Annotated in this window: 28 protein-coding genes and 1 other annotated feature; of the genes, 26 read left to right on the forward strand and 2 right to left on the reverse strand. The window is 56.7% G+C overall.

Annotated elements, in window-relative coordinates:
* Positions 1-12: 12 nt before the first annotated feature.
* From NST29_RS05105 to pheA, 25 genes are all read left to right on the forward strand, one after another.
* Entirely contained in the window at positions 13-1068 is a 1056-nt protein-coding gene (locus NST29_RS05105; RefSeq protein WP_339232795.1) for a type IV pilus twitching motility protein PilT, read from the forward strand.
* Entirely contained in the window at positions 1055-2266 is a 1212-nt protein-coding gene (locus tag NST29_RS05110) for a type II secretion system F family protein (protein ID WP_033844228.1), read from the forward strand. The genes NST29_RS05105 and NST29_RS05110 overlap by 14 nt, the downstream gene beginning before the upstream one ends.
* A 93-nt stretch (positions 2267-2359) precedes the next feature.
* Entirely contained in the window at positions 2360-2821 is a 462-nt protein-coding gene (locus NST29_RS05115) for a prepilin-type N-terminal cleavage/methylation domain-containing protein (RefSeq protein WP_033844227.1), read from the forward strand.
* A gap of 18 nt (positions 2822-2839) precedes the next feature.
* Entirely contained in the window at positions 2840-3595 is a 756-nt protein-coding gene (locus NST29_RS05120) for an A24 family peptidase (RefSeq protein WP_033844226.1), read from the forward strand.
* Between the two features lie 29 nt (positions 3596-3624).
* Positions 3625-4560 (forward strand): pilus assembly protein PilM, encoded by a 936-nt coding sequence (gene pilM / locus NST29_RS05125; protein WP_033844225.1) that lies wholly within the window; start codon positions 3625-3627, stop codon positions 4558-4560.
* Entirely contained in the window at positions 4550-5119 is a 570-nt protein-coding gene (locus NST29_RS05130; protein WP_033844224.1) for an anti sigma-E factor RseA C-terminal domain-containing protein, read from the forward strand. Before pilM ends, NST29_RS05130 begins: the two co-directional genes overlap by 11 nt.
* Positions 5116-5826: a hypothetical protein gene (locus NST29_RS05135; protein WP_061912357.1), complete on the forward strand. Its 711-nt coding sequence runs from the start codon at positions 5116-5118 to the stop codon at positions 5824-5826. Before NST29_RS05130 ends, NST29_RS05135 begins: the two co-directional genes overlap by 4 nt.
* 30 nt (positions 5827-5856) lie before the next feature.
* Positions 5857-6318: a type II secretion system protein gene (locus NST29_RS05140; protein WP_061912356.1), complete on the forward strand. Its 462-nt coding sequence runs from the start codon at positions 5857-5859 to the stop codon at positions 6316-6318.
* A gap of 113 nt (positions 6319-6431) precedes the next feature.
* Positions 6432-7505 carry a stage II sporulation protein D gene (locus NST29_RS05145; RefSeq protein WP_235597968.1) on the forward strand — a complete coding sequence of 358 codons (1074 nt, stop codon included), beginning with the start codon at positions 6432-6434 and terminating at the stop codon, positions 7503-7505.
* Between the two features lie 316 nt (positions 7506-7821).
* Positions 7822-8403 (forward strand): Maf family protein, encoded by a 582-nt coding sequence (locus tag NST29_RS05150; RefSeq protein ID WP_061912354.1) that lies wholly within the window; start codon positions 7822-7824, stop codon positions 8401-8403.
* Positions 8404-8657: 254 nt separating this feature from the next.
* Positions 8658-9338 carry a DNA repair protein RadC gene (radC, locus tag NST29_RS05155; RefSeq protein WP_033020260.1) on the forward strand — a complete coding sequence of 227 codons (681 nt, stop codon included), beginning with the start codon at positions 8658-8660 and terminating at the stop codon, positions 9336-9338.
* 155 nt (positions 9339-9493) lie between these two features.
* Positions 9494-10516, forward strand: a complete 1023-nt coding sequence (locus NST29_RS05160; protein ID WP_033020258.1) for a rod shape-determining protein — start codon at positions 9494-9496, stop codon at positions 10514-10516.
* Between the two features lie 20 nt (positions 10517-10536).
* Positions 10537-11403 (forward strand): rod shape-determining protein MreC, encoded by an 867-nt coding sequence (gene mreC, locus NST29_RS05165; RefSeq protein ID WP_033020256.1) that lies wholly within the window; start codon positions 10537-10539, stop codon positions 11401-11403.
* Positions 11400-11918 (forward strand): rod shape-determining protein MreD, encoded by a 519-nt coding sequence (gene mreD, locus NST29_RS05170; RefSeq protein WP_033020254.1) that lies wholly within the window; start codon positions 11400-11402, stop codon positions 11916-11918. The genes mreC and mreD overlap by 4 nt, the downstream gene beginning before the upstream one ends.
* Positions 11919-11998: 80 nt before the next feature.
* Positions 11999-12655 carry a septum site-determining protein MinC gene (minC, locus tag NST29_RS05175; RefSeq protein ID WP_269320056.1) on the forward strand — a complete coding sequence of 219 codons (657 nt, stop codon included), beginning with the start codon at positions 11999-12001 and terminating at the stop codon, positions 12653-12655.
* A gap of 2 nt (positions 12656-12657) precedes the next feature.
* Complete coding sequence (minD, locus tag NST29_RS05180) at positions 12658-13461, forward strand: septum site-determining protein MinD (protein WP_033020252.1); 804 nt, start codon at positions 12658-12660, stop codon at positions 13459-13461.
* A 162-nt stretch (positions 13462-13623) separates the two neighbouring features.
* A complete protein-coding gene (locus tag NST29_RS05185; RefSeq protein WP_033020251.1) occupies positions 13624-14391 on the forward strand; it encodes a M23 family metallopeptidase in 768 nt (255 codons plus the stop codon).
* Positions 14384-15247 carry a M50 family metallopeptidase gene (locus tag NST29_RS05190; RefSeq protein WP_033020250.1) on the forward strand — a complete coding sequence of 288 codons (864 nt, stop codon included), beginning with the start codon at positions 14384-14386 and terminating at the stop codon, positions 15245-15247. The genes NST29_RS05185 and NST29_RS05190 overlap by 8 nt, the downstream gene beginning before the upstream one ends.
* 136 nt (positions 15248-15383) lie before the next feature.
* Positions 15384-15464 (forward strand) — a sequence feature (ribosomal protein L21 leader region).
* Positions 15465-15478: 14 nt separating this feature from the next.
* Positions 15479-15787, forward strand: a complete 309-nt coding sequence (gene rplU, locus NST29_RS05195) for a 50S ribosomal protein L21 (RefSeq protein ID WP_033020249.1) — start codon at positions 15479-15481, stop codon at positions 15785-15787.
* 1 nt (position 15788) lies between these two features.
* The gene (locus tag NST29_RS05200) at positions 15789-16121 is read left to right on the forward strand and encodes a ribosomal-processing cysteine protease Prp (protein WP_033020248.1); all 333 of its coding nucleotides are present in this window, start codon (positions 15789-15791) and stop codon (positions 16119-16121) included.
* Between the two features lie 15 nt (positions 16122-16136).
* The gene (gene rpmA, locus NST29_RS05205; RefSeq protein WP_008881065.1) at positions 16137-16427 is read left to right on the forward strand and encodes a 50S ribosomal protein L27; all 291 of its coding nucleotides are present in this window, start codon (positions 16137-16139) and stop codon (positions 16425-16427) included.
* 320 nt (positions 16428-16747) lie between these two features.
* Complete coding sequence (locus tag NST29_RS05210; RefSeq protein WP_033020246.1) at positions 16748-17293, forward strand: sporulation initiation phosphotransferase B; 546 nt, start codon at positions 16748-16750, stop codon at positions 17291-17293.
* 141 nt (positions 17294-17434) lie between these two features.
* Entirely contained in the window at positions 17435-18736 is a 1302-nt protein-coding gene (gene obgE / locus NST29_RS05215) for a GTPase ObgE (RefSeq protein ID WP_033020244.1), read from the forward strand.
* Between the two features lie 17 nt (positions 18737-18753).
* Complete coding sequence (locus tag NST29_RS05220) at positions 18754-19197, forward strand: ACT domain-containing protein (protein ID WP_033020242.1); 444 nt, start codon at positions 18754-18756, stop codon at positions 19195-19197.
* 23 nt (positions 19198-19220) lie between these two features.
* Positions 19221-20072, forward strand: a complete 852-nt coding sequence (pheA, locus tag NST29_RS05225; protein WP_033020362.1) for a prephenate dehydratase — start codon at positions 19221-19223, stop codon at positions 20070-20072.
* Positions 20073-20122: 50 nt separating this feature from the next.
* Here pheA and NST29_RS05230 read toward each other — a convergent pair whose 3' ends face one another.
* Positions 20123-20662: a transcription repressor NadR gene (locus NST29_RS05230; RefSeq protein WP_033020240.1), complete on the reverse strand. Its 540-nt coding sequence runs from the start codon at positions 20660-20662 to the stop codon at positions 20123-20125.
* Positions 20659-21804 (reverse strand): IscS subfamily cysteine desulfurase, encoded by a 1146-nt coding sequence (locus tag NST29_RS05235; RefSeq protein ID WP_339232801.1) that lies wholly within the window; start codon positions 21802-21804, stop codon positions 20659-20661. Before NST29_RS05235 ends, NST29_RS05230 begins: the two co-directional genes overlap by 4 nt.
* 100 nt (positions 21805-21904) lie before the next feature.
* Between NST29_RS05235 and nadB the strand changes: the two genes are divergently transcribed.
* Complete coding sequence (gene nadB, locus NST29_RS05240; protein ID WP_172418457.1) at positions 21905-23458, forward strand: L-aspartate oxidase; 1554 nt, start codon at positions 21905-21907, stop codon at positions 23456-23458.
* The last annotated feature ends 28 nt before the right edge of the window (positions 23459-23486 follow it).

The raw sequence follows: 23486 nt of genomic DNA on the forward strand, positions 1-23486 counted from the left end.
TGGGTGAGAGCAATGAAAGAAAAATTGGATACGTTGTTGCGCGCGGCGTTTGAGTACCGGGCGTCCGACGTGCATTTGACCGTCGGAGCGCCGCCGATTTTTCGCCTGAACGGCGAGCTGAGGCTCTACGGCCAAGAGCGGCTGCGCCCTGAGGAAACGGAAGGAATGGCGCGCGCCGTCATCCCTGAAGCGCTTTGGCAGCAGTTCCAACAAACCGGGGAGCTTGATTTTTCCTATGGGATCGCCGGCGTGTCCCGGTTCCGCTTGAACGTGTTTAAACAGCGGTCCTGTGTTTCCTTGGCCGTTCGCCTCATCCCGATGCGCATCCCGACGTTGGAGGAGCTTGGCATGCCAAGCGTGCTGAAGCGCATCGCGGAAAAGCCGCACGGGCTTGTGCTCGTCACCGGGCCGACCGGCAGTGGCAAGTCGACGACGTTGACCGCTATGATCGATTATATAAACAAAACGATGTCGAAGCATATTATTACGCTGGAGGATCCGATCGAATATTTACATAAACACGGGAAATCGATCATTGATCAACGCGAGGTCGGATTTGACACCGGCAGCTTTGCTTCCGGGCTGCGCGCCGCGCTTCGCCAAGACCCGGACGTCATTTTAGTCGGGGAGATGCGCGACTTGGAGACGATTCAAACTGCCATTACGGCCGCGGAAACGGGGCATTTGGTGTTGGGCACGCTCCATACGGCCAGCGCCCCGGCGGCGATCGAGCGGATGATTGACGTCTTTCCTTCGGCTCAGCAGGCGCAAATCCGCTTGCAGCTCGCTTCAGTGCTTGTCGCCATTATTGCGCAGCGCCTGTTTCCGAACCGAAGCCGAACCGGACGGGCGGCGGCGCTCGAAATTTTACTGAACAATGCCGCGGTCGCCAATCTCATCCGCAACGAGAAGGAACACCAAATCATCAACATTATGCAGACGAGCCGCAGTGTGGGCATGCAGACGATGGAAATGAGCGTCAAGGAACTGGTTGCGGCCGGGCGGATTGATGCGGCGGCAGTTGAAGTGTACTTAGCGGGGGAGCGTGAGAAAGATGGCGCAATTTAAGTACGAAGGGCGGGATAAGCAAGGAAGGAAAAAGTCGGGAGTGATCGCGGCTGCTTCCCGGAGCGAAGCCGCGCTCAAATTGCGGGAGAAAGGGGTTCGCCCGACGGTCATCGCCGAGGTGCCGCCGACGGTATGGAACAAGGAAATTTCCATCGGCCGCCCGGTCAAACTGCAGCATTTCGTCGTGTTTTTGCGCCAATTCGCCACCTTGGTGCGCGCCGGGGTGACGATCGTCGATTCGATTCGCATTTTATCGGAGCAAACGGAAAGCAAGGCGCTGGCGCGCGCGCTGCTCGACATGGAGCAGCATCTCCGGGAGGGAAATCCGCTGTCCGCGGCGGCGGCGAAGCATCCCCGCATTTTTCCGCCGCTGTTTGTCAATATGGCGCGGGCCGGCGAAGCGAGCGGGACGCTTGACGAAACGCTCGACCGGTTGGCCGACCATTTTGAAAAAGTGCATCGGACGAGGCAAAAAATCGTTTCCGCCCTCGCCTATCCGGTGGCCGTCGCCATCATCGCCACGGCGGTTGTCATTTTTTTGCTCGTCTCGGTCGTGCCGACGTTTGTTGACATGTTTGCTGATTTCCATGCCGAACTGCCGGCGATCACGAAGTTTGTGCTGAAAGCGAGCGCTTTTATGCAGCGCTATTGGTGGCTGGTGGCGCTGGGAGGGATCGGCGTTGGCGCGGCGTTCGCCGCTTTGCGTCGGCAAAAACGGACGAAATATTACTTGGATTATGTGGCCATGCGCCTTCCGATTTTTGGGAAGCTCATGCAAAAAGCGGCGCTCGCCCGCATGACGCGCACGCTCAGCTCGCTTGTCTCCAGCTCGGTGCCGATTTTAGAGGCGCTTTCCATCTCTGGACGCGTCGTCGAAAACGAAGTGATCGCCGCCGTGCTTGATGAGGCGCGCGCCGCCCTTGAGCGCGGCCGGTCGCTCGCTGAGCCGCTCCGCCGCCATTGGGCGTTTCCGCCGCTTGTCGCGCAAATGATCGCCATCGGCGAACAAACCGGTTCACTCGATGCCATGCTTGGCAAAGTCGCTGATTTTTACGAAGCGGAAGTCGACGCCGGCACCGACCGCCTGAAATCGCTTATCGAACCGCTGATGATCGTCCTGCTCGCCGGCGTCGTTGGGACGATCGTCACGTCGATCATCGTTCCAATGTACGATATCTTTAATCACATTCAACAATAATTCTTCTAAGAAAGTCTTCCTATTTTTGCAGTGATATTGTAGAATAATAGGGAAATCGTTCTAAATCACTCAATAGAAAGGGAGAGGAAAGGTATGTTCAAACGTCTTCTCAAAAATGAGCGCGGCTTGACGCTCATCGAACTGCTCGCCGTCATCGTCATTTTAGGGATCATCGCGGCGATCGCCATCCCAGCCATTGGCGCTATTATGGACAACTCGAAAAAAGACGCCCATATCGCCAATGCGAAGCAAGTTGCCAGCGCGGCGCGGCTCGCCGTTGCGGCCGACAAAAACACAAAAACGTCATATACATTGCAGGAGTTGTATGACGGCGGGTATTTAGAAAACATTCCGAAATCGCCGGGGAAGAAATCAACAGAAAAGTATAACCCGAGTGAGAGTAAAGTAGAAATTGTAAAGAAAACCGATACTAATAACAAAGTCACAGGTATTGAATATAAGGTAACACTCGTAGATGGCAAGGAAAATTTTACTTACATTAACGGCAGCAAAGATGTAAATGAATTGACGCGTGATGATGTAAAACTCGAGTAATTAAGAAGTTAGCTTGCCATGGAAATCATTCTTTTCATTGGTATCTTTTTTTACTCCCTCCTCCTCGCCTCGTTCTTCAACGTCGTCGGGCTGCGGGTGCCGGTGGGGGAGTCGATCGTCCGGCCGCGGTCGCGTTGTCCGGCGTGCGGGCGGACGCTGTCGGCGAGGGAGCTCATTCCGGTTGTGTCGTACGTTGTGCAGCGCGGGCGCTGCAACGGGTGCGGGGGGCGCATCTCCCCGCTTTACCCGCTGATGGAAGCAGCGACGGCCGCGCTGTTTACGGCCGCCCCGCTGTGGGTCGGCTGGGGCGGGCGGTTGATCGTGGCGTGGACGTTGATTAGCCTGCTTGCTATCATTGTCGTTTCGGATCTTCGCTACATGCTCATTCCCGACCGCGTGCTGGCGGTGTTTGCCGCTTTGTTTGCCGGGGAGCGGCTGTTGATCCCGTTTTTGCCGTGGGTTGATATGCTTCTTGGCGCGGCGGTCGGCTTTTTCCTTTTGTGGCTGATCGCCGTGCTGTCTAACGGCGGAATGGGGGGCGGAGATGTGAAACTGTTTGCGGTGCTAGGGTTGGTGCTCGGGTGGAAAATGGTGGTGCTTGCCTTTTTCTTGGCGACGTGCTACGGCACGGGGATGGGGCTTGTCGGCATGGCGTTCGGCCGGGTGCGGCGCGGCGTGCCGATGCCGTTTGCGCCGGCGATCGCCCTCGGCGCCTTGACGGCGTTTTTCTTTGGCGAGTCGATCGTGCGCGCGTACGTGAGGCTGATCATGTAAAGGACGGTAAGAAAGGAAGCGGACGAACGATGGCGTTATGGCGGAGAACTGCGAAACAGGCAAACATCGTGCTGAAAGATCACGTGATCCGGTATGTGGAAGCGAAACCCGCTCCGTCTCCTGAAGCGAAGCGATGGGGAGAGCGGGCGCTCCCTCCCGGCATCATCCGCGATGGGAAAATTGTCGATGGCGAAGCGTTGGCGATGATTTTGGATGAGTGCGTAGAGGAATGGAAACTGGACGGGCGGCGCATTCGCTTTGTCGTTCCCGATCCGTTCGTTTTGATTCGCACCCTTCCGCTTCCGCCCCGATTGCCCGAAGAGGAGATCCGCAGCTATTTGTTTATGGAGCTCGGGGAATCGATTCCGCTTCCGTTTGCCGATCCGGTGTTTGATTACTTGATCATCGATCGGACCGAAGAAGCGCTGAACGTGTTATTGTTTGCCGCTCCGGAAGAAGCGGTGATGGAATACGCGGCCGTCTTGGAAGACGTCGATTTGCGTCCGGTTGCGGCCGATGTGTCGCCGCTTTGCGCCTATCGCCCGTTTCATCACGTTGGACAAGCGGCCGCCTCTGACCATATTTTGCTTGTCCAGTTCGATGAATCGTCTGTCAATTTCAGCGTCTTTCATCGCCATTTGCCGCTGTTTATGCGCCACTTGCCGCTCGAAGCGTCCCAGGGGGAGTCAGCGCCTGGGCTTGTCGACCCGTTCATTGATGTGTATAAGGAAATGGAACGGATGATGAACTTTTATTCGTTTTCCATTCAGCAAGGCGAGCAGTCGATCACCCGTCTGTTTCTTGCCGGCGACCATCCGCGGCTTGACGATGTGTTCGCCGCGTTGGTGGAGCAGGTCGACGTCCCGGTGGAGCGGCTTCGCCCTTCGCTCGACCCGCTGCCGGACCGTTTTCATCTTGCCTGGGGATTGGCGCTGAAAGAAGGAAGGATCCACGATGATCGCTGAAATCAATTTATTGCCCCAAAGAGAAACGAAACAGCCGGTTCGTCTCGTTTTGCTCATCGGTTTGCTGCTTGTTTTCGCTGTCGCCGCGCTCTTCTATTGGTTCATCGAGCGGGCCGATCAGCGGCAGGCGGCGCTGGAGGCGGAACTGAAGCGGATCAAGGCGGAGCAGGCGGTGCTGGAGGCGAAGCGCCAACAGGAAAGCGAAGCGCAAGAGCGTCAAGAGCTGGCGAAGGCGGTGAAGTGGGCGGAGCGCTATCCGTTGAAATCGGTGCCACTGCTGCGGGCGCTCACGAAGCAGCTTCCGGAGCGGGGATTTGTCATGAACGTGGCGTATGCGGGGCAGACGAGCATGACGATGACGGTGCAGTTTGACACGCCGGAAGAGGCGGCGTATTACTTGAACCGCCTGCAGGCGCTTCCCCTCGTGCAAAGCGCCAAGCTCGCCAGCGTTACTGTCAGCGGCGAACAAGAGGAGCAGCGAGAACAACAAGTCGTCCCGAGATATATAGCCCAGTATGAACTGCAGCTTCGCCAAGCCGGCAAGGAGGGGAAACGATGATCAGCCGTTTGAACCGATGGCCGCTTCTTGCCGCCGGACTCGTTTTGGTGGTGGCGCTGCTGTCAGCAACAGGGTATGTGTGGCTCATCATGCCGCGGCACGCCGAGCTGGAACAATTAGAAATGACAGTGAAAAGTGAAAAACAGGTGCTCGCCGCTCTCGAAAAAGCGGTGGCTCCTTCGCCGGGGCAAACGGCGGAACGGATCGCCGCGCTGCAAAAAAAGGTTCCTGTCCATCCGTTGACTGACCAGCTGCTGCTTTTGTTTCAAAAAGCCGAATATCTCGCGGACAGCCGGCTGGTGAGCGTGCAATTTTCGGCTGAAGACACAGCCGCTTCGCAGCCAAACGGTAGCGGAACGAGCGAAGGAAACGAAGGAAAGCAATCGGTTTCCCCACCGAGCGGCATCCAGTCCATCACCGCCCAGCTGACGGTGCAATCGCCTTCCTATTACCAGCTCGAACGGTTTTTAGAAGTGCTTGAGAATGCCGACCGCATTTTGGCGGTGGAAGGGTTGACGCTGACCGGTCCGCCGGAGCTGACGTCTACGAGCGATCAGATCGAGCCGTTGACGTATTCGGTGACGATTCGTGCGTTTTATGCGCCAAAGCTTGAGAAATGGAAAAAGCTCGCTCCGATTTATGATGTTCCGCCGCCAAGCGGCAAGGACAATCCGCTGGCCGAAGTCGCCCCAGCGACGCGCCCATAGTTCGGCCGATCGTCCATGGAGGGAATGCCGATGCTCATTCGGATGAAGCGGGGGATGACGCTGATCGAATTGTTGGCCGTGCTCGTCATTGTCGGCATTGTGGCGACGATCGTTGCCGTTGCTGTGCTGACGGTGATCGAAAAGGCGCGCGAACGGTCGTTTGTGTCTGATGCATACAGTTTGTACGAGGCGGCGCGGCTGTATGTCGGGGCGGAAAAGGTCGAGTTTTTGCCGGCGCGCTCCTCTGCTGTGCTGTCTTACCGGGAACTGGTGGAACACGATTTGCTGGAACCGATCAAAGATCCGTTCACCGGCCGCATGCTGGCGCCGGAGGCGAACCCGTCATACGTGCTGGTGATAAAGCGCGGCGACGGCGGCATCGATTACGCCGTTTGCTTGAAAGGCGAGACGAAGCAGCTTTGTACGTATGAGGGCCGCGAGCAGCCGATTCCTGTCGAAGCGTTGGCAACGGAAGCGATTCGCGGCCGATGATGTCGGAAAATGAAGAGCAGAAACGGGGACAAGACGACAAATGTCTTGTTCTTTTTTTTTTCGCTTATGGTAAGATAGGCGAAAGAAATCGACGTGCGAAGAGGGACGGTGAAATGATGGACAAGCAGCGCCAAAGTATTACGGTGAGCATTAACGGACAGCCGCAGCCGTTTACCGTCGAACGGCAGGTCGAAGAACCCCCCCCACAGCCGCAGCATCGCCAGTCGGAACAGAGGCCAATGACAGAATCGCTCGAAGCTCGACGCCGCGTTCACGGACCGACTGCCGGTGGACAAGCTAAGGAAGAAAACGATCGATGGGATGGCCCGGTGATCGGTTCTGCTTTCCCTGCCGACAGGCTGGAGGCGGTCGCCCTTGAAGCCGATGAAGCGGTTCGCCCTGTTTCTGAGCGGCTTCCATCCAAAAAGGCGACTCGTCCGAGACGGCGGACGCCGTTATTTCTCAAGCCATTGCTCATCGCGGCGGCGCTTGCCGCTTTCGTTGGGATCGCTTTCGGCATGATGGTGCTGCGCATGATTCCGAAAGACAAACCAGAGCCGTCACCCGCCGCTAGGGCGATGGTGGAGCTGACGGCACCCGAACGAGCAACAGGCGCCACAAGAGGAGACAGTGCGCCGTTTTCCATCGCGGTCATGCAAGCGGGCGTTTATTCAAACGTCGCGGCCGCCAAACGGGCGGCGGAACCGATCCGAGCGGCGGGCGCGCCGGCTGTTGTGGTCGGGCAAAAACCGGCCGCTATTTATATCGCCGTCGGCACCGATAAGGAAACGTTGCGGGCGATCAACAACAACTATCGCGAAGCGGTGTCGAGCACGTACGTCAAAGAGCTGGTGTTTTCTGCGGATGCAAACACGCGCCGTTTAGAGGTTGTCCAAAAGGGGGAGGCTCTGTACAAACAGATGGCGTCCGTCTCCGCCGCTTTGCTTAGCGGCCGGAATGTCAGCGAGGATGATTGGCAGGCGTTGCAAACTGCGTATGATGCGTTCGAAAAAAGCAAAATGGATGACGGCAAAACAGCCACGGACTATATCGAAGCGCTGAAACAGGCGTATGTCGCTCTTGCCGCGTACAAAGAGCAACGCGATGAAGCGCTGTTGGTCAAGGCTCAGCAACAGTTGCTCGAGGCGCTTGCCGCTTATATCGAATGGGTGCCGCTAGGGAGCTAGAGGCCCCGTTTTTTTCTGTGGCTGTACCGAAAAAATACCGTCCGATGCAACTATCGAATTTCTCCTCTCCATGCCCCGTCTTTATCACCTGACAACGCGAAGGCTGGTGAAAAAACGCTGTCACACACCAATCATCGCATTTTCATTCAGAAAAGAAGGCTGTTTCTAAGAGGTTTTTCTAGTTGAGAAATAGGTGGAAGCAGCAGTATTTTGCACGAAATCACCGGCCTCCGAGAGAGAACATTGCCTTTCCCTGCAAAATTTGCTACGATACAAGTGAATCTTCCGAACCGAAACGAAGAAAGGAGAGTGCCCCATGCCTCCTCGGTTCGTACTTGCCTCCCGCTCCCCGCGCCGCAGGCAACTCCTCGAGCTGGCCGGCTGGCCGTTTGACGTCCAAGAAAGCCATGCCGATGAGACGATCCCTCCCGGAACGCCCCCTGACGAAGCCGTTCAACTTCTTGCTCGCCGAAAAGCGGAAGCGGTACGGAAGACTGCTCCTAGGGCGTATGTGCTCGGCGCTGATACGCTCGTTGTGTGTGACGGCCGTTTTTTAGGAAAGCCGCGCACGGCCGAAGAAGCGTTTCATATGCTGCGCCAATTGTCCGGGCGGACGCATGACGTATGGACCGGCGTCGCCATCGCCACCCCGGGCGGGGACATGGTCTCGTTTGCCGAAAAAACGGCGGTGACATTTTGGGAGCTGGAGGACGAGGACATCGCCGCCTACATTGCGACCGGAGAGCCGATGGACAAGGCGGGGGCGTATGGCATCCAAGGCCGCGCCGCCCTGTTTGTCAAACGAATCGAAGGCGATTATTTGACCGTCGTGGGCTTGCCGTTGTCGCGCACGGTCCGGGAACTGCGCCGGCTCGGCTGGCCGCCTCCCGAGGTGTAAACGGCCAGCCGCGCTGCGGTCGGCTGCTCCGGCGGCCCATGGTGGACAACGCGCGTCACAGCAAAGGAGTGGCCGCCTTCGTGGATGCATGACGGACAAAACGCGTCACGAAAAGGGCGCCTTCGTGGGTCGATGGCGGACAAAACGCGTCATGAAAAGGCCGCTTTCGTGGGCCGATGGCGGACAACGCGCGCCACGAAAAGCTTCTCCCCGCTCGTCGGGGAGCTTGACTATCATTAAAAAGGGGAGATACGATGGCATGGATGATCCGCGATGTGCCGAAAGCCAGTCGCCCGCGTGAACGGCTGCTGTCTTTCGGACCGGAAAGCTTATCCGATCATGAACTGTTAGCGATTTTGCTGCGCACAGGGACGAAGGATGAATCGGTCGTGCAGCTCGCCCAGCGCCTCCTGCGCCATTTCGAAGGGTTGCGTTTGCTCAAGGACGCGACAGCTGAAGAAATGACCAACATCAAAGGGATTGGCCCGACGAAAGCGGCGCAAATTTTGGCGGCGTTGGAGCTCGGGCGCCGCATCCATCAGCCAGGATACGCTGAACGTTATGTCATCCGCTGCCCGGAAGATGGAGCGAAGTATGTGATGGAAGACATGCGTTTTTTATCGCAGGAACATTTTGTTGCTATTTACCTCAACACGAAAAACCAAGTCATCTATCGCAAAACGGTGTTCATCGGCAGTTTAAACGCCTCCATCGTCCATCCGCGCGAAGTGTTTAAAGAGGCGATCAAGCGTTCCGCCGCCTCGGTCATTTGCGTGCACAACCACCCTTCCGGCGATCCGACGCCAAGCCGCGAAGACATCGATGTTACGAAACGGCTCGCGGAGTGCGGCCGCATCATCGGCATCGAGCTCCTCGATCATCTCATCATCGGCGATCAAAAATTCATCAGTTTAAAAGAAAAAGGATATGTCTAGCGGTTCTCATTTTTTGTCGAATCAGGTATAATATCAACTATGAGTTTTTCCCGAATCGGTTCGGGCGGTGTTGTACAAGTTATAAATGACTGACATCCGACCTATTTTTTCAATGAATAAGGATGCATTTCGTTTCGGAAAGGAAGATCGATGATATGTTTGGAATTGGAACGAAAGACCTTGGGATTGATTTAGGAACAGCGAACACGCTTGTTTATGTTAAAGGAAAAGGCATTGTTCTGCGCGAGCCGTCGGTTGTCGCCATTCAGCGCGACACGAAGCAAATCGTCGCCGTCGGCAATGAGGCGAAAAACATGATCGGGCGCACGCCGGGCAACATCGTGGCCCTTCGCCCGATGAAAGACGGCGTTATCGCCGATTATGAGACGACGGCGACAATGATGAAATACTATATTCGCAAAGCGATCAAAACGAAAGGACTGTTCGCAAGCAAGCCTTATGTCATGGTATGTGTGCCGTACGGCATCACCGCGGTGGAAGAGCGGGCGGTCATCGATGCGACCCGCCAAGCGGGAGCGCGCGATGCGTATACGATTGAAGAGCCGTTCGCCGCGGCCATCGGCGCCAACTTGCCGGTGTGGGAGCCAACCGGGAGCATGGTGGTCGATATCGGCGGCGGCACGACCGAAGTGGCGGTCATTTCGCTCGGCGGCATCGTGACGAGCCAGTCGATCCGCATCGCCGGCGATGAAATGGATGAGGCGATCATTCAGTACATTCGCAAAACGTACAATTTGATGATCGGTGAGCGGACTGCTGAAGCGATTAAAATGGAAATCGGTTCGGCTGGAAATCCGGAAGGCATTGGCAAAATGGAAATTCGCGGCCGCGACTTATTGACCGGGCTGCCGAAAACGATTGAGATCAGCGCCGAAGAAGTCGCCGAAGCGCTGCGCGACACCGTGTATGCGATCGTTGACTCGGTGAAAAACACGCTCGAAAAAACACCGCCGGAGCTGGCCGCTGACATTATGGATCGCGGCATCGTGCTGACGGGCGGCGGGGCTTTGTTGCGCAATTTGGACAAAGTCATCAGCAAAGAAACGGACATGCCGGTCATTGTGGCCGAAAATCCGCTCGATTGCGTAGCGATCGGCACCGGCAAGGCGCTCGACCACATCGACTTGTTTAAAAACAAGGCGAGAGACCATCGCTGACGGCAAGAAGGTGCTCATCTATGCCACAGTTTTTCGGAAATAAGCGCCTCGTTTTTTTGCTTGTCAGCATCGTCATCCTTGTCATGTTGATCGGCTTTTCGCTGCGCAGCCGTGAGCAGCTCACATGGCCGGAACAATTCGTCAAAGACGCGGTTGGCTTTGTCCAGCTTCTGTTCGGGAAGCCTGCACAGCTTGTGGCGGGCTTCCTTGAAAATGTCAACGATCTTCGCCATACATACGAGGAAAACGAGTTGCTGAAAGCGAGACTGGAGGAATATGCGGCGCTGGAGACGGAAGTCGAGGAGCTGCGTCAGGAAAACGGGCGGCTGCGCGCCTTGCTTGATAAAAAAGAAAGCTTGCGCGACTTTGTTCCGATTCAGGCGACGGTGATCGGACGCAATCCGGATCGGTGGCGAGAGACGATCATCGTGAACAAAGGAGCGCAGCACGGGGTGAAAAAAGATATGGCGGTCATTACCCCGGCCGGACTCGTCGGCAAGGTGCAGCACGCCTCGCAGTTTACCTCAACCGTGCAGCTGTTAAGCGCGCTTGACCAAAACAACCGCATTTCCGCCTATGTCCAAGGCAAGGAAAACGTGTTTGGCTTGATCGAAGGCTATGACGAGAAACGGCGCGAGCTGCTGCTTGGCGAAATTCCGATCGACGCCAAAGTGGAAAAAAAACAAAAAGTGTTGACGTCCGGACTCGGCGGCGTGTTTCCCAAAGGGCTGCCGATCGGCGAAGTAACGGAAATCAAACCAGGCCAGTACGGCTTGACGAAAATCGTCTATGTCAAACCGTTTGCCAATTTGTATGACATTGATGATGTCATCATTGTCAAGCGGACGATCGATGCGGCACTGCAAGAAGAGGAGGAAGCAAAATGAACAAGTGGCAGCTCCCTTTCCTTGCGGTGTTCTGTTTTGTCAGTGAAAGTATCGCCGTTGATGTCTGGCCGAAAGGGGACTGGTACATCCACTATTTTTTTGTTCCTCGGTTTTTTCTTATTTTCCTTGTGCTTACCGCGATGCATTTCGGCGGGACTCGGGCGATGGGATACGGGTTCATCTTCGGGTTTTTGTATGACTGCGTTTATACGGAGCTGCTCGGCGTTTACGCGTTTGCCTATACGCTCCTTGCGTATTTGGCGGGCAAAGCAACGAAATGGCTTCAACCTAACTGGCTCGTGTCGTTTTTGCTGTCGCTGCTCGCCATCGCGCTGCTTGACAGCTATGTGTACGGCATTCAGCTGCTGATCGGGCGGACGGACTGGCCGTTTGCTGTGTTCTGGGAGCGCCGTCTATGGCCGACGCTGCTGTTGAACACCGCCTTTCTGCTCATCGGTTTACCCGTGTTGGAACGGTGGCTGGCCAAAATTCGCCGGCTGGAGCAAGGGGAATAAAAAGAGGAAAAACGGTCCGGCTTGTAGAATTATTCGTTGGGGTGAACGTTGTGGCAAAACAGAAGCAGCAGTACGTGACGATGAAAGGAACGAAAGATGGGCTGACGCTGCATCTGGACGACCGCTGCTCGTACGAGGATTTATTGAAAGAAATCGAGGAGCGGCTCGTCAACCAAGCCGGCGGGATCGCGTCCAACAGCCCGCTTGTCTCCGTTCATCTGAACATGGGGAATCGCTATTTGACGCCTGAGCAGGAGGAGGAGGTGCGCGCGCTCATTCGCCGTTCCAAAAATTTGGTCGTCGAGTCGATCGAAAGCAATGTCGTGTCAAAAGCGGAAGCGAAGGAATGGCTGCGGAAGGCGGAGATTGTGACCGTTTCGCGCATCGTCCGCTCCGGGCAAGTTCTCCACGTTGAGGGGGATTTGCTGCTGATCGGTGACGTGAACCCTGGCGGAATGGTCATCGCCGGGGGCAATATTTTCATTCTCGGCGCCTTGCGCGGCATCGCCCACGCCGGCTATGGCGGAAACAAGGAGGCGGTCATCGCCGCTTCCGTGATGAAGCCGATGCAGCTTGGCATCGGCGATGTCATGAATCGGGCTCCCGATTATAAAACGGACGAAAGAAACGAAATGGAATGCGCTTATATCAATGAACAAAATCAAATTGTTGTCGACCGCCTGCAGCTGCTCATGCATTTGCGGCCGAATTTGACGCGCTTAGAAAGGAGAGTATGACCGTGGGAGAAGCGATCGTCATCACTTCCGGAAAGGGCGGCGTCGGCAAGACGACGACGACCGCGAATCTTGGGACGGCTCTTGCCATTCTCGGCAAGCGAGTGTGTCTGGTGGACACCGATATCGGGCTGCGCAATCTCGATGTCGTGCTTGGGCTTGAGAACCGCATCATTTATGACCTCGTCGACGTCGTCGAAGGACGCTGCACAGTGCAAAAAGCGCTAGTGAAGGACAAGCGGTTCGATAACCACTTGTATTTGCTGCCGGCGGCGCAAACGAGCGACAAATCAGCGGTCACCCCTGAGCAGATGAAGGAGCTCGTTGAACAGCTCAAGCAGGAGTACGACTATGTGCTGATCGACTGCCCGGCCGGCATTGAACAAGGCTACCGCAACGCTGTCGCCGGCGCCGATGAGGCGATCGTCGTTACGACTCCGGAAGTGTCGGCGGTCCGCGATGCCGACCGCATCATCGGGCTGCTCGAAGCTGAGGAGCATGTCAAACCGCCGCGCCTTATCATCAACCGCATTCGCAGCCACATGGTCAAAAACGGCGATATGCTCGATGTCGATGAAATCGTCATGCATCTGTCGATCGAACTGCTCGGCATTATCGCCGACGATGAAAACGTGATCAAGGCGTCCAACCGCGGCGAGCCGATCGTCCTTGACCCGAACAGCAAAGCGTCGATCGCCTACCGCAACATCGCCCGCCGCATTCTCGGCGAGTCGGTGCCGCTGCCGCCGCTGGAGGAAGAAGAAAAAGGACTGTTTTCCAAGATTCGCAAAATATTTAGCCTGAAATAGGGGAAACACCGGGCAATTCCAACGGGAGTTTGCCCTTTTTCTTTTGCCTCGCGGCGGAGCGGGCCGCTTTCGGTCTCGTTCAACCAAAATGCTTGTTCATATTCCAACAGGTTGTCTCATACATTTAGTACAAACGCCGTGAGAAAGGTGGAGGGGGGACGTATGGACCGACGCGTTCGGGAAATGAGAAAGCGGATCGAGAGGCGGCGGAAAGAACGCCAGTATGGGGCGAGGGGGCGAAAGGAGCCGGAATGGGACATAGCCGATGAGGAGCGGTACGGGCTGCCGGTCGTGACGTATGATCGCTACTCGTTTGAATCCGAGGGGCGGCCGATATTTCAGAAAGAGCGGTTTTTGCTGAAAACGCTCATCGCCGCCTCACTCGTGCTCGTGACGGCGATTTTGTTCAAGCATCCGTCCGCTGCGCTGGAGCCGGCGCGCCAGTTTGTCACGCGAACGATGGAGAAGGAGTTTCAGTTTGCCGCTGTTTCGTCGTGGTATGAAAAGACGTTTGGCGAGCCGCTCGCCTTTTTTGCGCCGAAACAGGAAACGAAGACGAAGGCGCCGCCCTCGTACGCCGTTCCGGCGTCCGGCCGCGTGCTGGAGAGCTTCGCGAAAAATGGCCAAGGAGTGATGATCGAAACGGAGCGACAGGCGAAAGTCGAAGCGATGAAAGAGGGGATTGTGACCTTTGCCGGCGTGAAAGAATCGACCGGAAAAACGGTCATTATTCAGCACGCCGATGGCAGTGAGACATGGTATGGGCATTTGGGCGCCATTGCTGTCAAATTGTACGATTTCGTGGAAACGGGACAGAAGGTCGGCACAGCCGGGGCAAGCAAGACCGATGGACAGAAAGGGCTGTTTTACTTTGCCATTAAGCAAGGCGATCAATTTATCGATCCGATCCAGGTGATTTCCTTTGAATAAGTATATCGAGCTGCTTGGCAAGCTGCACGTTCATCCGCTTTTCTGGCTGATCGCCGGCATGGCGGTGTTGACCGCTCATTTTAAGCAGCTTTGTCTTCTATTTTTCATCGTTCTCGTTCATGAGCTCGGCCATGCGGCGGCGGCGGTGTTTTTCTCGTGGCGGGTGAAGCGGATTTTGCTGCTGCCGTTCGGCGGGGTGGCGGAAGTGGAAGAACACGGGAACCGGCCGTTCCGCGAAGAGTGGATCGTCACGCTCGCCGGCCCGGCCCAGCATCTGTGGCTCATAGCGGCGGCGTTTTTTTTATGGAAGGCCGGCTGGATAGCCGATGAAGGATGGGAGTTGTTTTTCCGCTACAATCTGGCCGTGCTTGGCCTGAACTTGCTGCCGATTTGGCCGCTCGATGGCGGAAAGTTGTTGTTTTTGCTGTTGGCTTACTTCCGTCCGTTCAGCGCCGCCCATCGCCACATGGTGGCCGTCTCCGCTGTCTTGTTGGCCGTTTTTGCCGTTCTGCTGTTCGTCGTTGCGCCCCGCCAGCTTGATTTGTGGACCATCGCCGCCTTTTTGGCGCATGCCATCTGGCAGGAGCAAAAGCAGCATCCTTACGTCGTCATGCGTTTTTTGCTGGAGCGGTATTATGGAAAAAAAGGCGACTACGCAAGGCTGCGGACGATCACGGCTCCCGCCGATGAACGCATTTCGCACGTGTTGCACCGCTTTTATCGCGGCCAAAAGCACGCCATCGTCGTCGTCCGCAACGGCCGTGAGCGGACGACGCTGGATGAGAATGAGCTGCTGCACGCGTTTTTCTCCGAAAAACAGACCGATGCCCCGCTTGGCGCTCTCATTTATTCATAGCCGAAGCCGCCTGCTAGCTAGGGTGAAAAAGATCACGGTTGACGGACAGCGGTTTCTGTGCTACCATAAATAACGTTGTAGACATTTTGCCCCATCGTCAACGGGCAAAAGAGGGCGGCTGTCGCAAAAAGACGCACCCGCACTACAACCGCTCAGCGCGGGTCGTGAAGCGTTCCGGCACGGAACCGCCTTGACGCTGGCGAGTCTGAGTCGATGAAGGAGGTGCGAGGCATGTACGCAATCATTGAAACTGGCGGCAAACAATTGAAAGTCGAAGAAGGCCAAGAAGTTTACATCGAAAAATTGGATGCAAATGAAGGCGATACGGTGACGTTTGACAAAGTGCTGTTCATCGGCGGGGAAACGGTGAAAATCGGCAACCCGACGGTCGAAGGCGCAACGGTCACGGCGAAAGTGCAAAAGCACGGCCGACAAAAGAAAATCATCGTCTTCAAATATAAAGCGAAAAAGAACTATCGCCGCAAACAAGGCCACCGTCAGCCGTACACGAAAGTCGTCATCGAGAAAATTAACGCGTAACATGATTCGCGTCACGATTGAACGGGAAGCGGACGGCCGCATTCGCGCGTTCACGATGGACGGGCACGCCGAGTTTGCCGAACGCGGCCAAGATATCGTTTGCGCTGGCGCTTCGGCCGTTTCGTTCGGCACGATCAACGCCATCGAGGCGCTTGTTGGCGTAAGCCCGCACGTTTCCCTCGGCCAAGACGGCGGCTATCTTCGCTGTGAGCTTCCGAAGCTGGAAGAAGCAGCGGCGGCAGAGAAAGTGCAGTTATTGTTGGAAGCGATGGTCGTCTCGCTAAAGACGATCGAACGCGACTACGGGAAGTTCATCCGCGTGACATCTATCTAGCAGGAGGTGACTGCCATGCTGCGACTCGATTTGCAATTTTTTGCCTCGAAAAAAGGGGTCGGTTCGACGAAAAACGGCCGCGACTCGATCGCGAAACGCCTTGGCGCCAAGCGCGCTGACGGCCAATTCGTCACAGGCGGCTCGATTTTGTACCGCCAGCGCGGAACAAAAGTCCATCCGGGCTTGAACGTCGGCCGCGGCGGTGATGATACGCTGTACGCCAAAATCGACGGCATCGTCCGCTTCGAGCGGCTCGGCCGCGACCGCAAACGCGTCAGCGTCTATCCGGTCAGCCAAGAAGCGTAAGCAAGGCGAAAAAACTCTAACCGTTCGGTTAGGGTTTTTTCTTTTTGAAGCGAAAAAGCGCTCCCGCTCGATGTCAAAAAATGTTATAGTAAAAATACTGAGGTTCATCACCACAACGTGTACTTGACAAATGAGACTTCTTTTCGTGTCACCATGTATGAAAATGGTCGGTTTACTGTTTTTTCTTTACAGAAGGAAGTATGGGATGTTTGGAAACAGTCAAGTACAGCTCTTAGTAAAGAGCCAGTACCGATTCCTTTGCGGGGAGTGCTGGAACTTCGCGCCGGCTAAGGAGCGCGGGATAGATAGGGGAGCGTCGGATGGAGAAGCGATGGACTGTCATTGAAGTGTTGCGCCACGCCCGGCATGACTGGCTGAATAAAATTCAGCTCATTCAAGGGCATTTGGCGCTCAATAAGGTAGAGAGGGTCAAAGAAATCATTGAGGGCATTGTCGTTGAGATGCAGCAAGAGGCGCGGCTGACGAATTTGAAGGCCGAGCGCTTCGCGGAGCTGATCATGACGTACAATTGGGAGCCGCGCCCCGTTTCGCTCGAGTATGAGATTACGGGCGGCGAAGCCGATTTGTCGCCGTATGACGAGCGGTTGAGCGAATGGTGCGAGGCGTTTCTGCGCTTGCTTGAAGCCCAAGCTGATGCGGAAACGGAAAACCATGTATGCGTGTCGGTCGACTTGTCTGACGGGCGGACGGCTTTGTTTGTTGACTACCGCGGTACATGGCGGGACGGCGAAGCGATTCGCGCTTGGCTGGAACGTTGCGAGCCGGCGCCGCCGCTGCGGCTTGTGGCGTTTGCCATCGAGCCGGGGGAACTGACCGTGGAGCTGGAACTGATGTCCAGCTGGTGACATTTGAAAAGGGCGCTGCATCGCGCCATGAAAGTGGCTTGGGCGCGGCTATTGACAGCATGAAGCGGACGTTGTATACAATAATACATATTAGGGATACGCAAATGTTTGCGATGATGGAAGCGAAGCGGAGGAACAACGATGTTTGTCGATCAGGTGAAAATTTATGTGAAAGGCGGGGACGGCGGCAACGGCATGGTCGCGTTCCGCCGGGAAAAATACGTCCCGAAAGGCGGGCCGGCCGGCGGGGACGGCGGCAAAGGCGGCGATGTCGTATTGGTCGTTGATGAAGGGCTGCGCACGCTGATGGACTTCCGCTACCAGCGCCATTTTAAAGCGCCGCGCGGTGAGAACGGCATGTCGAAAAATCAGCACGGGAAAAATGCCGAAGACTTGCTCGTCAAAGTGCCGCCCGGCACGGTCGTCATCGACGCCGATACGAACGAAGTGCTTGCCGATTTGACCGAAGCGGGGCAGCGGTTTGTCGTGGCCAAAGGCGGGCGCGGTGGACGCGGCAACACCCGGTTTGCCACCGCCGCCAACCCGGCGCCGGAAATCGCGGAAAACGGCGAACCGGGCGAGGAGCGGAACGTCATTTTGGAATTAAAGCTGCTCGCCGATGTCGGGCTTGTCGGGTTTCCAAGCGTCGGCAAATCGACGCTGCTGTCGGTCGTCTCGGCGGCTCGGCCGAAAATCGCCGAGTATCATTTTACGACGCTCGCCCCGAATTTGGGCGTCGTCGAAACGGAAGACGGCCGCAGCTTTGTCATGGCCGATCTGCCCGGCTTGATCGAAGGCGCTCATCAAGGGGTCGGCTTAGGGCATCAGTTTTTGCGCCATATTGAGCGGACGCGCGTCATCGTTCACGTCATCGACATGGCGGCGGTCGAAGGGCGCGACCCGTACGATGACTACCTCGTCATCAATGAGGAGCTCAGGCAATACAACTTGCGCTTGACCGAGCGGCCGCAAATCGTCGCCGCCAACAAAATGGACATGCCGAACGCTGAAGAAAACTTGCGCCGTTTCAGAGAAAAAGTCGGCGCGGCGGTGCCGGTGTTTCCGATTTCTGCGGCGACAAGGCAAGGGGTGCGCGAGCTGCTGTTTGCCGTCGCCGACTTGCTGGAGGCGACGCCGGAATTTCCGCTGCATGAAACGAACGAGCCGGCCGTGCAGCGGGTCGTGTATAAATATGAAAAGGAAGAGGCGCCGTTTGTCATCACTCGTGACAGCGATGGGGCGTTTCGTTTGTCAGGCGAGAAAATCGAAAAGCTGTTTAAGATGACTGATTTTTCCCGCGAAGAATCGGTGCGCCGCTTCGCCCGTCAACTGCGGGCCATGGGTGTCGATGACGCGCTGCGCGAGCGCGGGGCGAAAGACGGAGACACCGTCCGCTTGCTCGATTACGAGTTCGAGTTCGTCGACGACTGGGATGAACGGTAAAAGCGGGGGAACGTGCGGTGGAGAAAAAGTTTTATTTAGTGCGCGAAGACGTTCTGCCGGAAGCGATGAAAAAAGTCGTGCAAGCCAAACAGCTGCTCGAGCGAAAAAAAGCCGCCTCGGTCGCCGAGGCGGCGCAGCTTGTGAACATCAGCCGCGGCGTCTTTTACAAATACCGCGACGCCATTTTTCCGTTTCAAGCCGTGACGAAAGAAAACATTGTCACCCTGTTCTTTCATTTGGAAGATCGCTCTGGGACGCTTTCCCAATTGCTTGGCGTCGTAGCGGCTGCCGGCTGCAACGTGCTGACGATCCACCAGACAATCCCGTTGCAAGGGCGGGCGAACGTGACGCTCTCCGTCAGCACGAACGAGATGAACGAGGAGATCGATGAACTGCTGGCGAAATTGCGGCAGCTTGAATTTGTCGAAAAAGTGGAAATTGTCGGTTCGGGAGTGTATTAAGGCAAAGGGAGAGGCAAATGGAGATGAAAATTGGCTATTTAGGACCGAAAGCGACATTTACGGAAGCGGCGGCGGCCGCGCTTTTTCCGTCATCGCCGCGGGCGCCGTATGATACGATTCCTGACTGCATCGACGCCGCGGCGGCCGGAGAAATTGAAGCGGCCGTTGTGCCGCTGGAAAACGCGTTGGAAGGGTCGGTCAATTTAACGCTCGACTATTTAATTCATGAACAGCCGTTGCCGATTATCGGCGAGGTCGTCGTGCCGATCGAGCAGCATTTGCTCGTTCACCCGTATTACGCCCCGCATTGGCGCGAAGTGAAAGAAGTGTATTCCCATCCGCACGCCATGGCGCAATGCCGCAAGTTTTTGCATACGGTGCTCAAAGAGGCGAAGCACGTGCACGTCACCTCGACGAGCGCGGCGGCGAGATGGGTGAGCGAGCACCCGCACTTGCCGGCGGCGGCGATCGCCAACCGGCTGGCGGCGGATGAATACGGTCTTGTCATCGCCCAAGAAAACATTCATGATTACGATTCCAATCATACGCGCTTTATCGTTGTCAGCCGGCGCAATGAACCGCTTTCGCTCCGGTCGCCGCTTTACGCCGGCGACAAGACGACCATCGTCGTCATGCTCCCGAAAGACCAGCCCGGCGCTCTTCATCAAGTATTGTCGGCGTTCGCCTGGCGGCGGCTCAATTTGACGAAAATCGAATCGCGCCCGGCGAAAACCGGGCTTGGCAACTATTTTTTTATCATTGACATCGATGCGCCGAAGGATGACGTTCTCATCCCGGGAGCGATGGCGGAAATCGAAGCGCTCGGTTGCACCGTGCAGCTGTTGGGCAGCTATCCGTATTACTTCGTTGGATAAAGGAGCAAAAGGGTGTCCTCGTTCGCGATGGGGACACCCGTTTTGTCGCTTTACGCTTCAATGAGAAAGCCAGCCTGTTTTAAGGCGCGGCAGGCGGCATCAAGCTTTTCGGTCGCATCGGCTTCGATCGTATGCAAATGCGTTCCATCGGTCAGTTGGAGCAAATAGGCCGATTTGGTCGCGTTAATTTTGGCGATGAATTGATCGACCTCGAAGCGGTTGCTGACCATGATGGACGCCGTCAAATCGCCGTACACCGGATGCTCGATTTTGACGTCCTTGACAGTCACTCCGCAATCGACAAGGAGGTATAGCTCTTCTTTCGTCTGTTCTGGCGTATGGAAGCAGGCGATCGTTCGCGTATACGTTTTGGCCGGCGCCGCCGGTTTTAAATACAAATAGCCTTGACTTGTGGCGATAATCGGCTCATTGCGCGCTTTAAGCAAGGAAATGTCTTGAACGATCACCTGACGGCTGACGTTGGTTTTGGCCGCCAATTCCGCCCCGGTGAGCGGCGTTGTGCTCTCTTTGAGCCATTGCAAAATAAGTTGGCGCCGCGCTTCCCCGAAAACTTTCTTCTCCTCTTTCACCCTTGGTTCGCCCCCTTTCCTGCTGAGACTAGCCGTTCCAAGACGGAAACGAAGCGGTCAATGTCCGCTTCCGTTGTGGCGGTGCCGAAGGAAACGCGAATGAACTGCCTTGCTTCTTCCGGTGTTTTTCCGACGGCTATCATCGTCCGCGATGGCGCTTGCAATCCTACTTGGCAGGCGCTGCCGGTCGAAATGGCAATCCCGGCGCGATTGCATTCCAACATGACGAACTGGCCTTCCAAGCCGTTGACCGATAACCCGACGATATGGGCGAGCCGAGCGTCACGATGGCCTTCGACCGCCACCGGCAGCCGTTTGGCGGCGATGGCGTCCAGAAGGCGGCTCCGCAGCTGTTCGAAACGGAGTTGCTCGCTTTCCATCCGCTCATAAAGGCGTTTCGCCGCTGTCAGGAACGCGGCGATGCCCGGCACATTGACCGTTCCCGGACGAAACCCTGATTCGTGCGTCGCCCCTGGGAAGACGGGCTTCCAGTGGCGGCGCGGGTCGATGTAGACAGCGCCGACGCCTTTGGGGCCGTACACTTTATGCGCGGAAATCGAGAGGCTGTCGATCGCCATCGCTTTGACATCTAGCTGTATTTTAGCAAAAGTTTGCACACAGTCGCTATGAAAAAGGACGCCGCGCGCCCGCAGGAGACGGCCGATGTCAGCGAGCGGCTGGATCGTGCCGATTTCCGAGTTGGCGTGCTGGATGGAAGCGAGGATGGTCTCTGGCGTCACGGCCCGCTCCAAATCGGTGAGGCGAATGCGCCCATAGCGGTCCACTGGCAAGTACGTCACCTTGTATCCTTCCGCTTCCAACTGCTTGAATAAATGGTGCAGCGAGGCGTGTTCGATCTCGGTCGTAATCAAATGGGTTCCCTTCCTGCGGTGGGCGGCGATGAGCGAACGGACGGCCAGCACATTCGCTTCCGTCCCGCCGCTAGTAAAGTACACCCCTTCCGCCTCGCCGTTGATCATAAGGGCGAGCTCGCGCCGGCATAACGTGAGCAGCTTCCTTGCGGTAGTGCCGACATCGTGGAGGCTGCTTTCATTGCCAAAATAAACGGTTGCCGCTTCCACATAAGCGGCGACGGCTTCCTTGCACATCGGCGTCGTTGCGGCATAATCCAAATAAATCATCGTTCTCCCGCCTTTTCTTTTTTGAACAAATATCTTGCCATTAGTTTAAATATGTGTAAATATAGATGTCAAGACAGTTAAAAAGAAAGGGGGCTGCAAGGTGAAAGAAGCCGGCATAATCATCGTTGGCAGCGGATTGGCGGCTTTAACCGCAGCCTACGGTTTACAACGGCAAAGAAATGTGACCATTTTCACAAAAAAAGGGCTGACCGACAGCAATTCATGGCGGGCGCAAGGGGGAGTGGCGGCGGCGCTGGCGGAAGCGGATGACTGGCACGCCCATCTCCGCGATACGATGGCGGCTGGCCGCTTTCATAATGATGAACGCATGGTCGAGCTCCTTGTCCGCGAGGGGCCGCAGCGGCTGCAAGCTTGGATCAGCGCCGGGCTGGAGTTTGACCGCGATGAATCTGGCCGGCTTTGTTTCGGTCTAGAGGGTGGGCATAGCCGCCGTCGCATTTTGCACGCCGGCGGCGATCGAACCGGGCGGGCGCTCGTGGAGTTTTTGCGGCGGCAAGTGGACGCGCGGATCGCAGAAGGTGAACAAGTCATTGACTTGGTGATCGAAAACGGCCGCTGCGTCGGCGTGAAAACAAAGCGAAGCGACGGTGTCGTTTCCGCTTGGGCGGCGGAAGCGGTCATTGTGGCGACCGGCGGCTGCGCCGGGTTGTACGCGTTGACGTCGAACGCTCCGACCGCGGTCGGGGACGGCATCGCGATGGCGTATCGGGCCGGCGCCGCGGTCGCGGACATGGAGTTCGTCCAGTTTCATCCGACGATGCTGGCGGTCGATGGAAAAGCGGTCGGGCTCATTTCTGAAGCGGTGCGCGGCGAAGGAGCGGTGCTGGAAACGGAAGATGGGCGCCGGCTGATGGAGGGCGTTCATCCGCTTGGCGATTTAGCCCCGCGCGATGTCGTCGCCCGCGCCATTGCGGCCGAGCTCGATCGGGGCGGCCGCGTGGTGCTGAACATTGCTGCTGTTTCCAATTTCCGCCGCCGCTTTCCGACGATTGCCGCGCTGTGCGATGCTCATGGCGTCCGCCTTGAAGACGGCCGTCTGCCGGTCGTTCCGGGCGCCCATTTTTTGATGGGCGGTATCGTGGTCAATGAGTGGGGACAGACGACGGTGCCGGGCTTGTACGCTGTTGGGGAAGCCGCCTGCACCGGCGTGCATGGCGCCAACCGTCTAGCGAGCAACTCGCTGTTGGAAGCGATCGTCTTTGGCAATCGGGTGGCGCAGGCCATCCGGCGCGGCATTGCTTGGCCTGAAGCGATGCGCCAAGCGGTGCGGCGGCCCGACTGCCGGCGTCCGTTTGCCCCGTCGCTACCGGAGCGGACGCGCCTTTGCGAGCGGCTGTCGACAGAGGTTGGCATCGTTCGCGATGGCGAGCGGCTGCGCGCCGCCGTAGGCTGGTTGGAACAGTTTTCGTTGTCCGATTGGTTAGATGGCGACATCGAACCGTTGACGGCCGAGCAGATTGAAACAGGGTATATGCTGATTGCCGGCTGGCTTGTGGCCTCATCCGCGCTGCGCCGCCGGGAAAGTCGCGGCATCCATTACCGGAGCGATGTGCCGTACGAAGACCGTGCTTGGCAGGGGCGGCGCCTCGTGCGGACCCGTGAGGAATGGGCGTGGCAAGCGGCCGGACGGTAGGCGAAAAAAGACAACGAAGGAAGGATGA

The sequence above is a fragment of the Geobacillus sp. FSL W8-0026 genome, from assembly GCF_037966255.1.
GTDB lineage: Bacteria > Bacillota > Bacilli > Bacillales > Anoxybacillaceae > Geobacillus > Geobacillus icigianus.

Coding starts and splice junctions, on each gene's coding strand:
- NST29_RS05105 (WP_339232795.1), top strand. CDS start 13: ATGAAAGAAAAATTGGATACGTTGTTGCGCGCGGCGTTTGAGTACCGG.
- NST29_RS05110 (WP_033844228.1), top strand. CDS start 1,055: ATGGCGCAATTTAAGTACGAAGGGCGGGATAAGCAAGGAAGGAAAAAG.
- NST29_RS05115 (WP_033844227.1), top strand. CDS start 2,360: ATGTTCAAACGTCTTCTCAAAAATGAGCGCGGCTTGACGCTCATCGAA.
- NST29_RS05120 (WP_033844226.1), top strand. CDS start 2,840: ATGGAAATCATTCTTTTCATTGGTATCTTTTTTTACTCCCTCCTCCTC.
- pilM (WP_033844225.1), top strand. CDS start 3,625: ATGGCGTTATGGCGGAGAACTGCGAAACAGGCAAACATCGTGCTGAAA.
- NST29_RS05130 (WP_033844224.1), top strand. CDS start 4,550: ATGATCGCTGAAATCAATTTATTGCCCCAAAGAGAAACGAAACAGCCG.
- NST29_RS05135 (WP_061912357.1), top strand. CDS start 5,116: ATGATCAGCCGTTTGAACCGATGGCCGCTTCTTGCCGCCGGACTCGTT.
- NST29_RS05140 (WP_061912356.1), top strand. CDS start 5,857: ATGCTCATTCGGATGAAGCGGGGGATGACGCTGATCGAATTGTTGGCC.
- NST29_RS05145 (WP_235597968.1), top strand. CDS start 6,432: ATGATGGACAAGCAGCGCCAAAGTATTACGGTGAGCATTAACGGACAG.
- NST29_RS05150 (WP_061912354.1), top strand. CDS start 7,822: ATGCCTCCTCGGTTCGTACTTGCCTCCCGCTCCCCGCGCCGCAGGCAA.
- radC (WP_033020260.1), top strand. CDS start 8,658: ATGGCATGGATGATCCGCGATGTGCCGAAAGCCAGTCGCCCGCGTGAA.
- NST29_RS05160 (WP_033020258.1), top strand. CDS start 9,494: ATGTTTGGAATTGGAACGAAAGACCTTGGGATTGATTTAGGAACAGCG.
- mreC (WP_033020256.1), top strand. CDS start 10,537: ATGCCACAGTTTTTCGGAAATAAGCGCCTCGTTTTTTTGCTTGTCAGC.
- mreD (WP_033020254.1), top strand. CDS start 11,400: ATGAACAAGTGGCAGCTCCCTTTCCTTGCGGTGTTCTGTTTTGTCAGT.
- minC (WP_269320056.1), top strand. CDS start 11,999: ATGAAAGGAACGAAAGATGGGCTGACGCTGCATCTGGACGACCGCTGC.
- NST29_RS05185 (WP_033020251.1), top strand. CDS start 13,624: ATGGACCGACGCGTTCGGGAAATGAGAAAGCGGATCGAGAGGCGGCGG.
- rplU (WP_033020249.1), top strand. CDS start 15,479: ATGTACGCAATCATTGAAACTGGCGGCAAACAATTGAAAGTCGAAGAA.
- NST29_RS05200 (WP_033020248.1), top strand. CDS start 15,789: ATGATTCGCGTCACGATTGAACGGGAAGCGGACGGCCGCATTCGCGCG.
- rpmA (WP_008881065.1), top strand. CDS start 16,137: ATGCTGCGACTCGATTTGCAATTTTTTGCCTCGAAAAAAGGGGTCGGT.
- NST29_RS05210 (WP_033020246.1), top strand. CDS start 16,748: ATGGAGAAGCGATGGACTGTCATTGAAGTGTTGCGCCACGCCCGGCAT.
- obgE (WP_033020244.1), top strand. CDS start 17,435: ATGTTTGTCGATCAGGTGAAAATTTATGTGAAAGGCGGGGACGGCGGC.
- pheA (WP_033020362.1), top strand. CDS start 19,221: ATGAAAATTGGCTATTTAGGACCGAAAGCGACATTTACGGAAGCGGCG.
- NST29_RS05235 (WP_339232801.1), bottom strand. CDS start 21,804: ATGATTTATTTGGATTATGCCGCAACGACGCCGATGTGCAAGGAAGCC.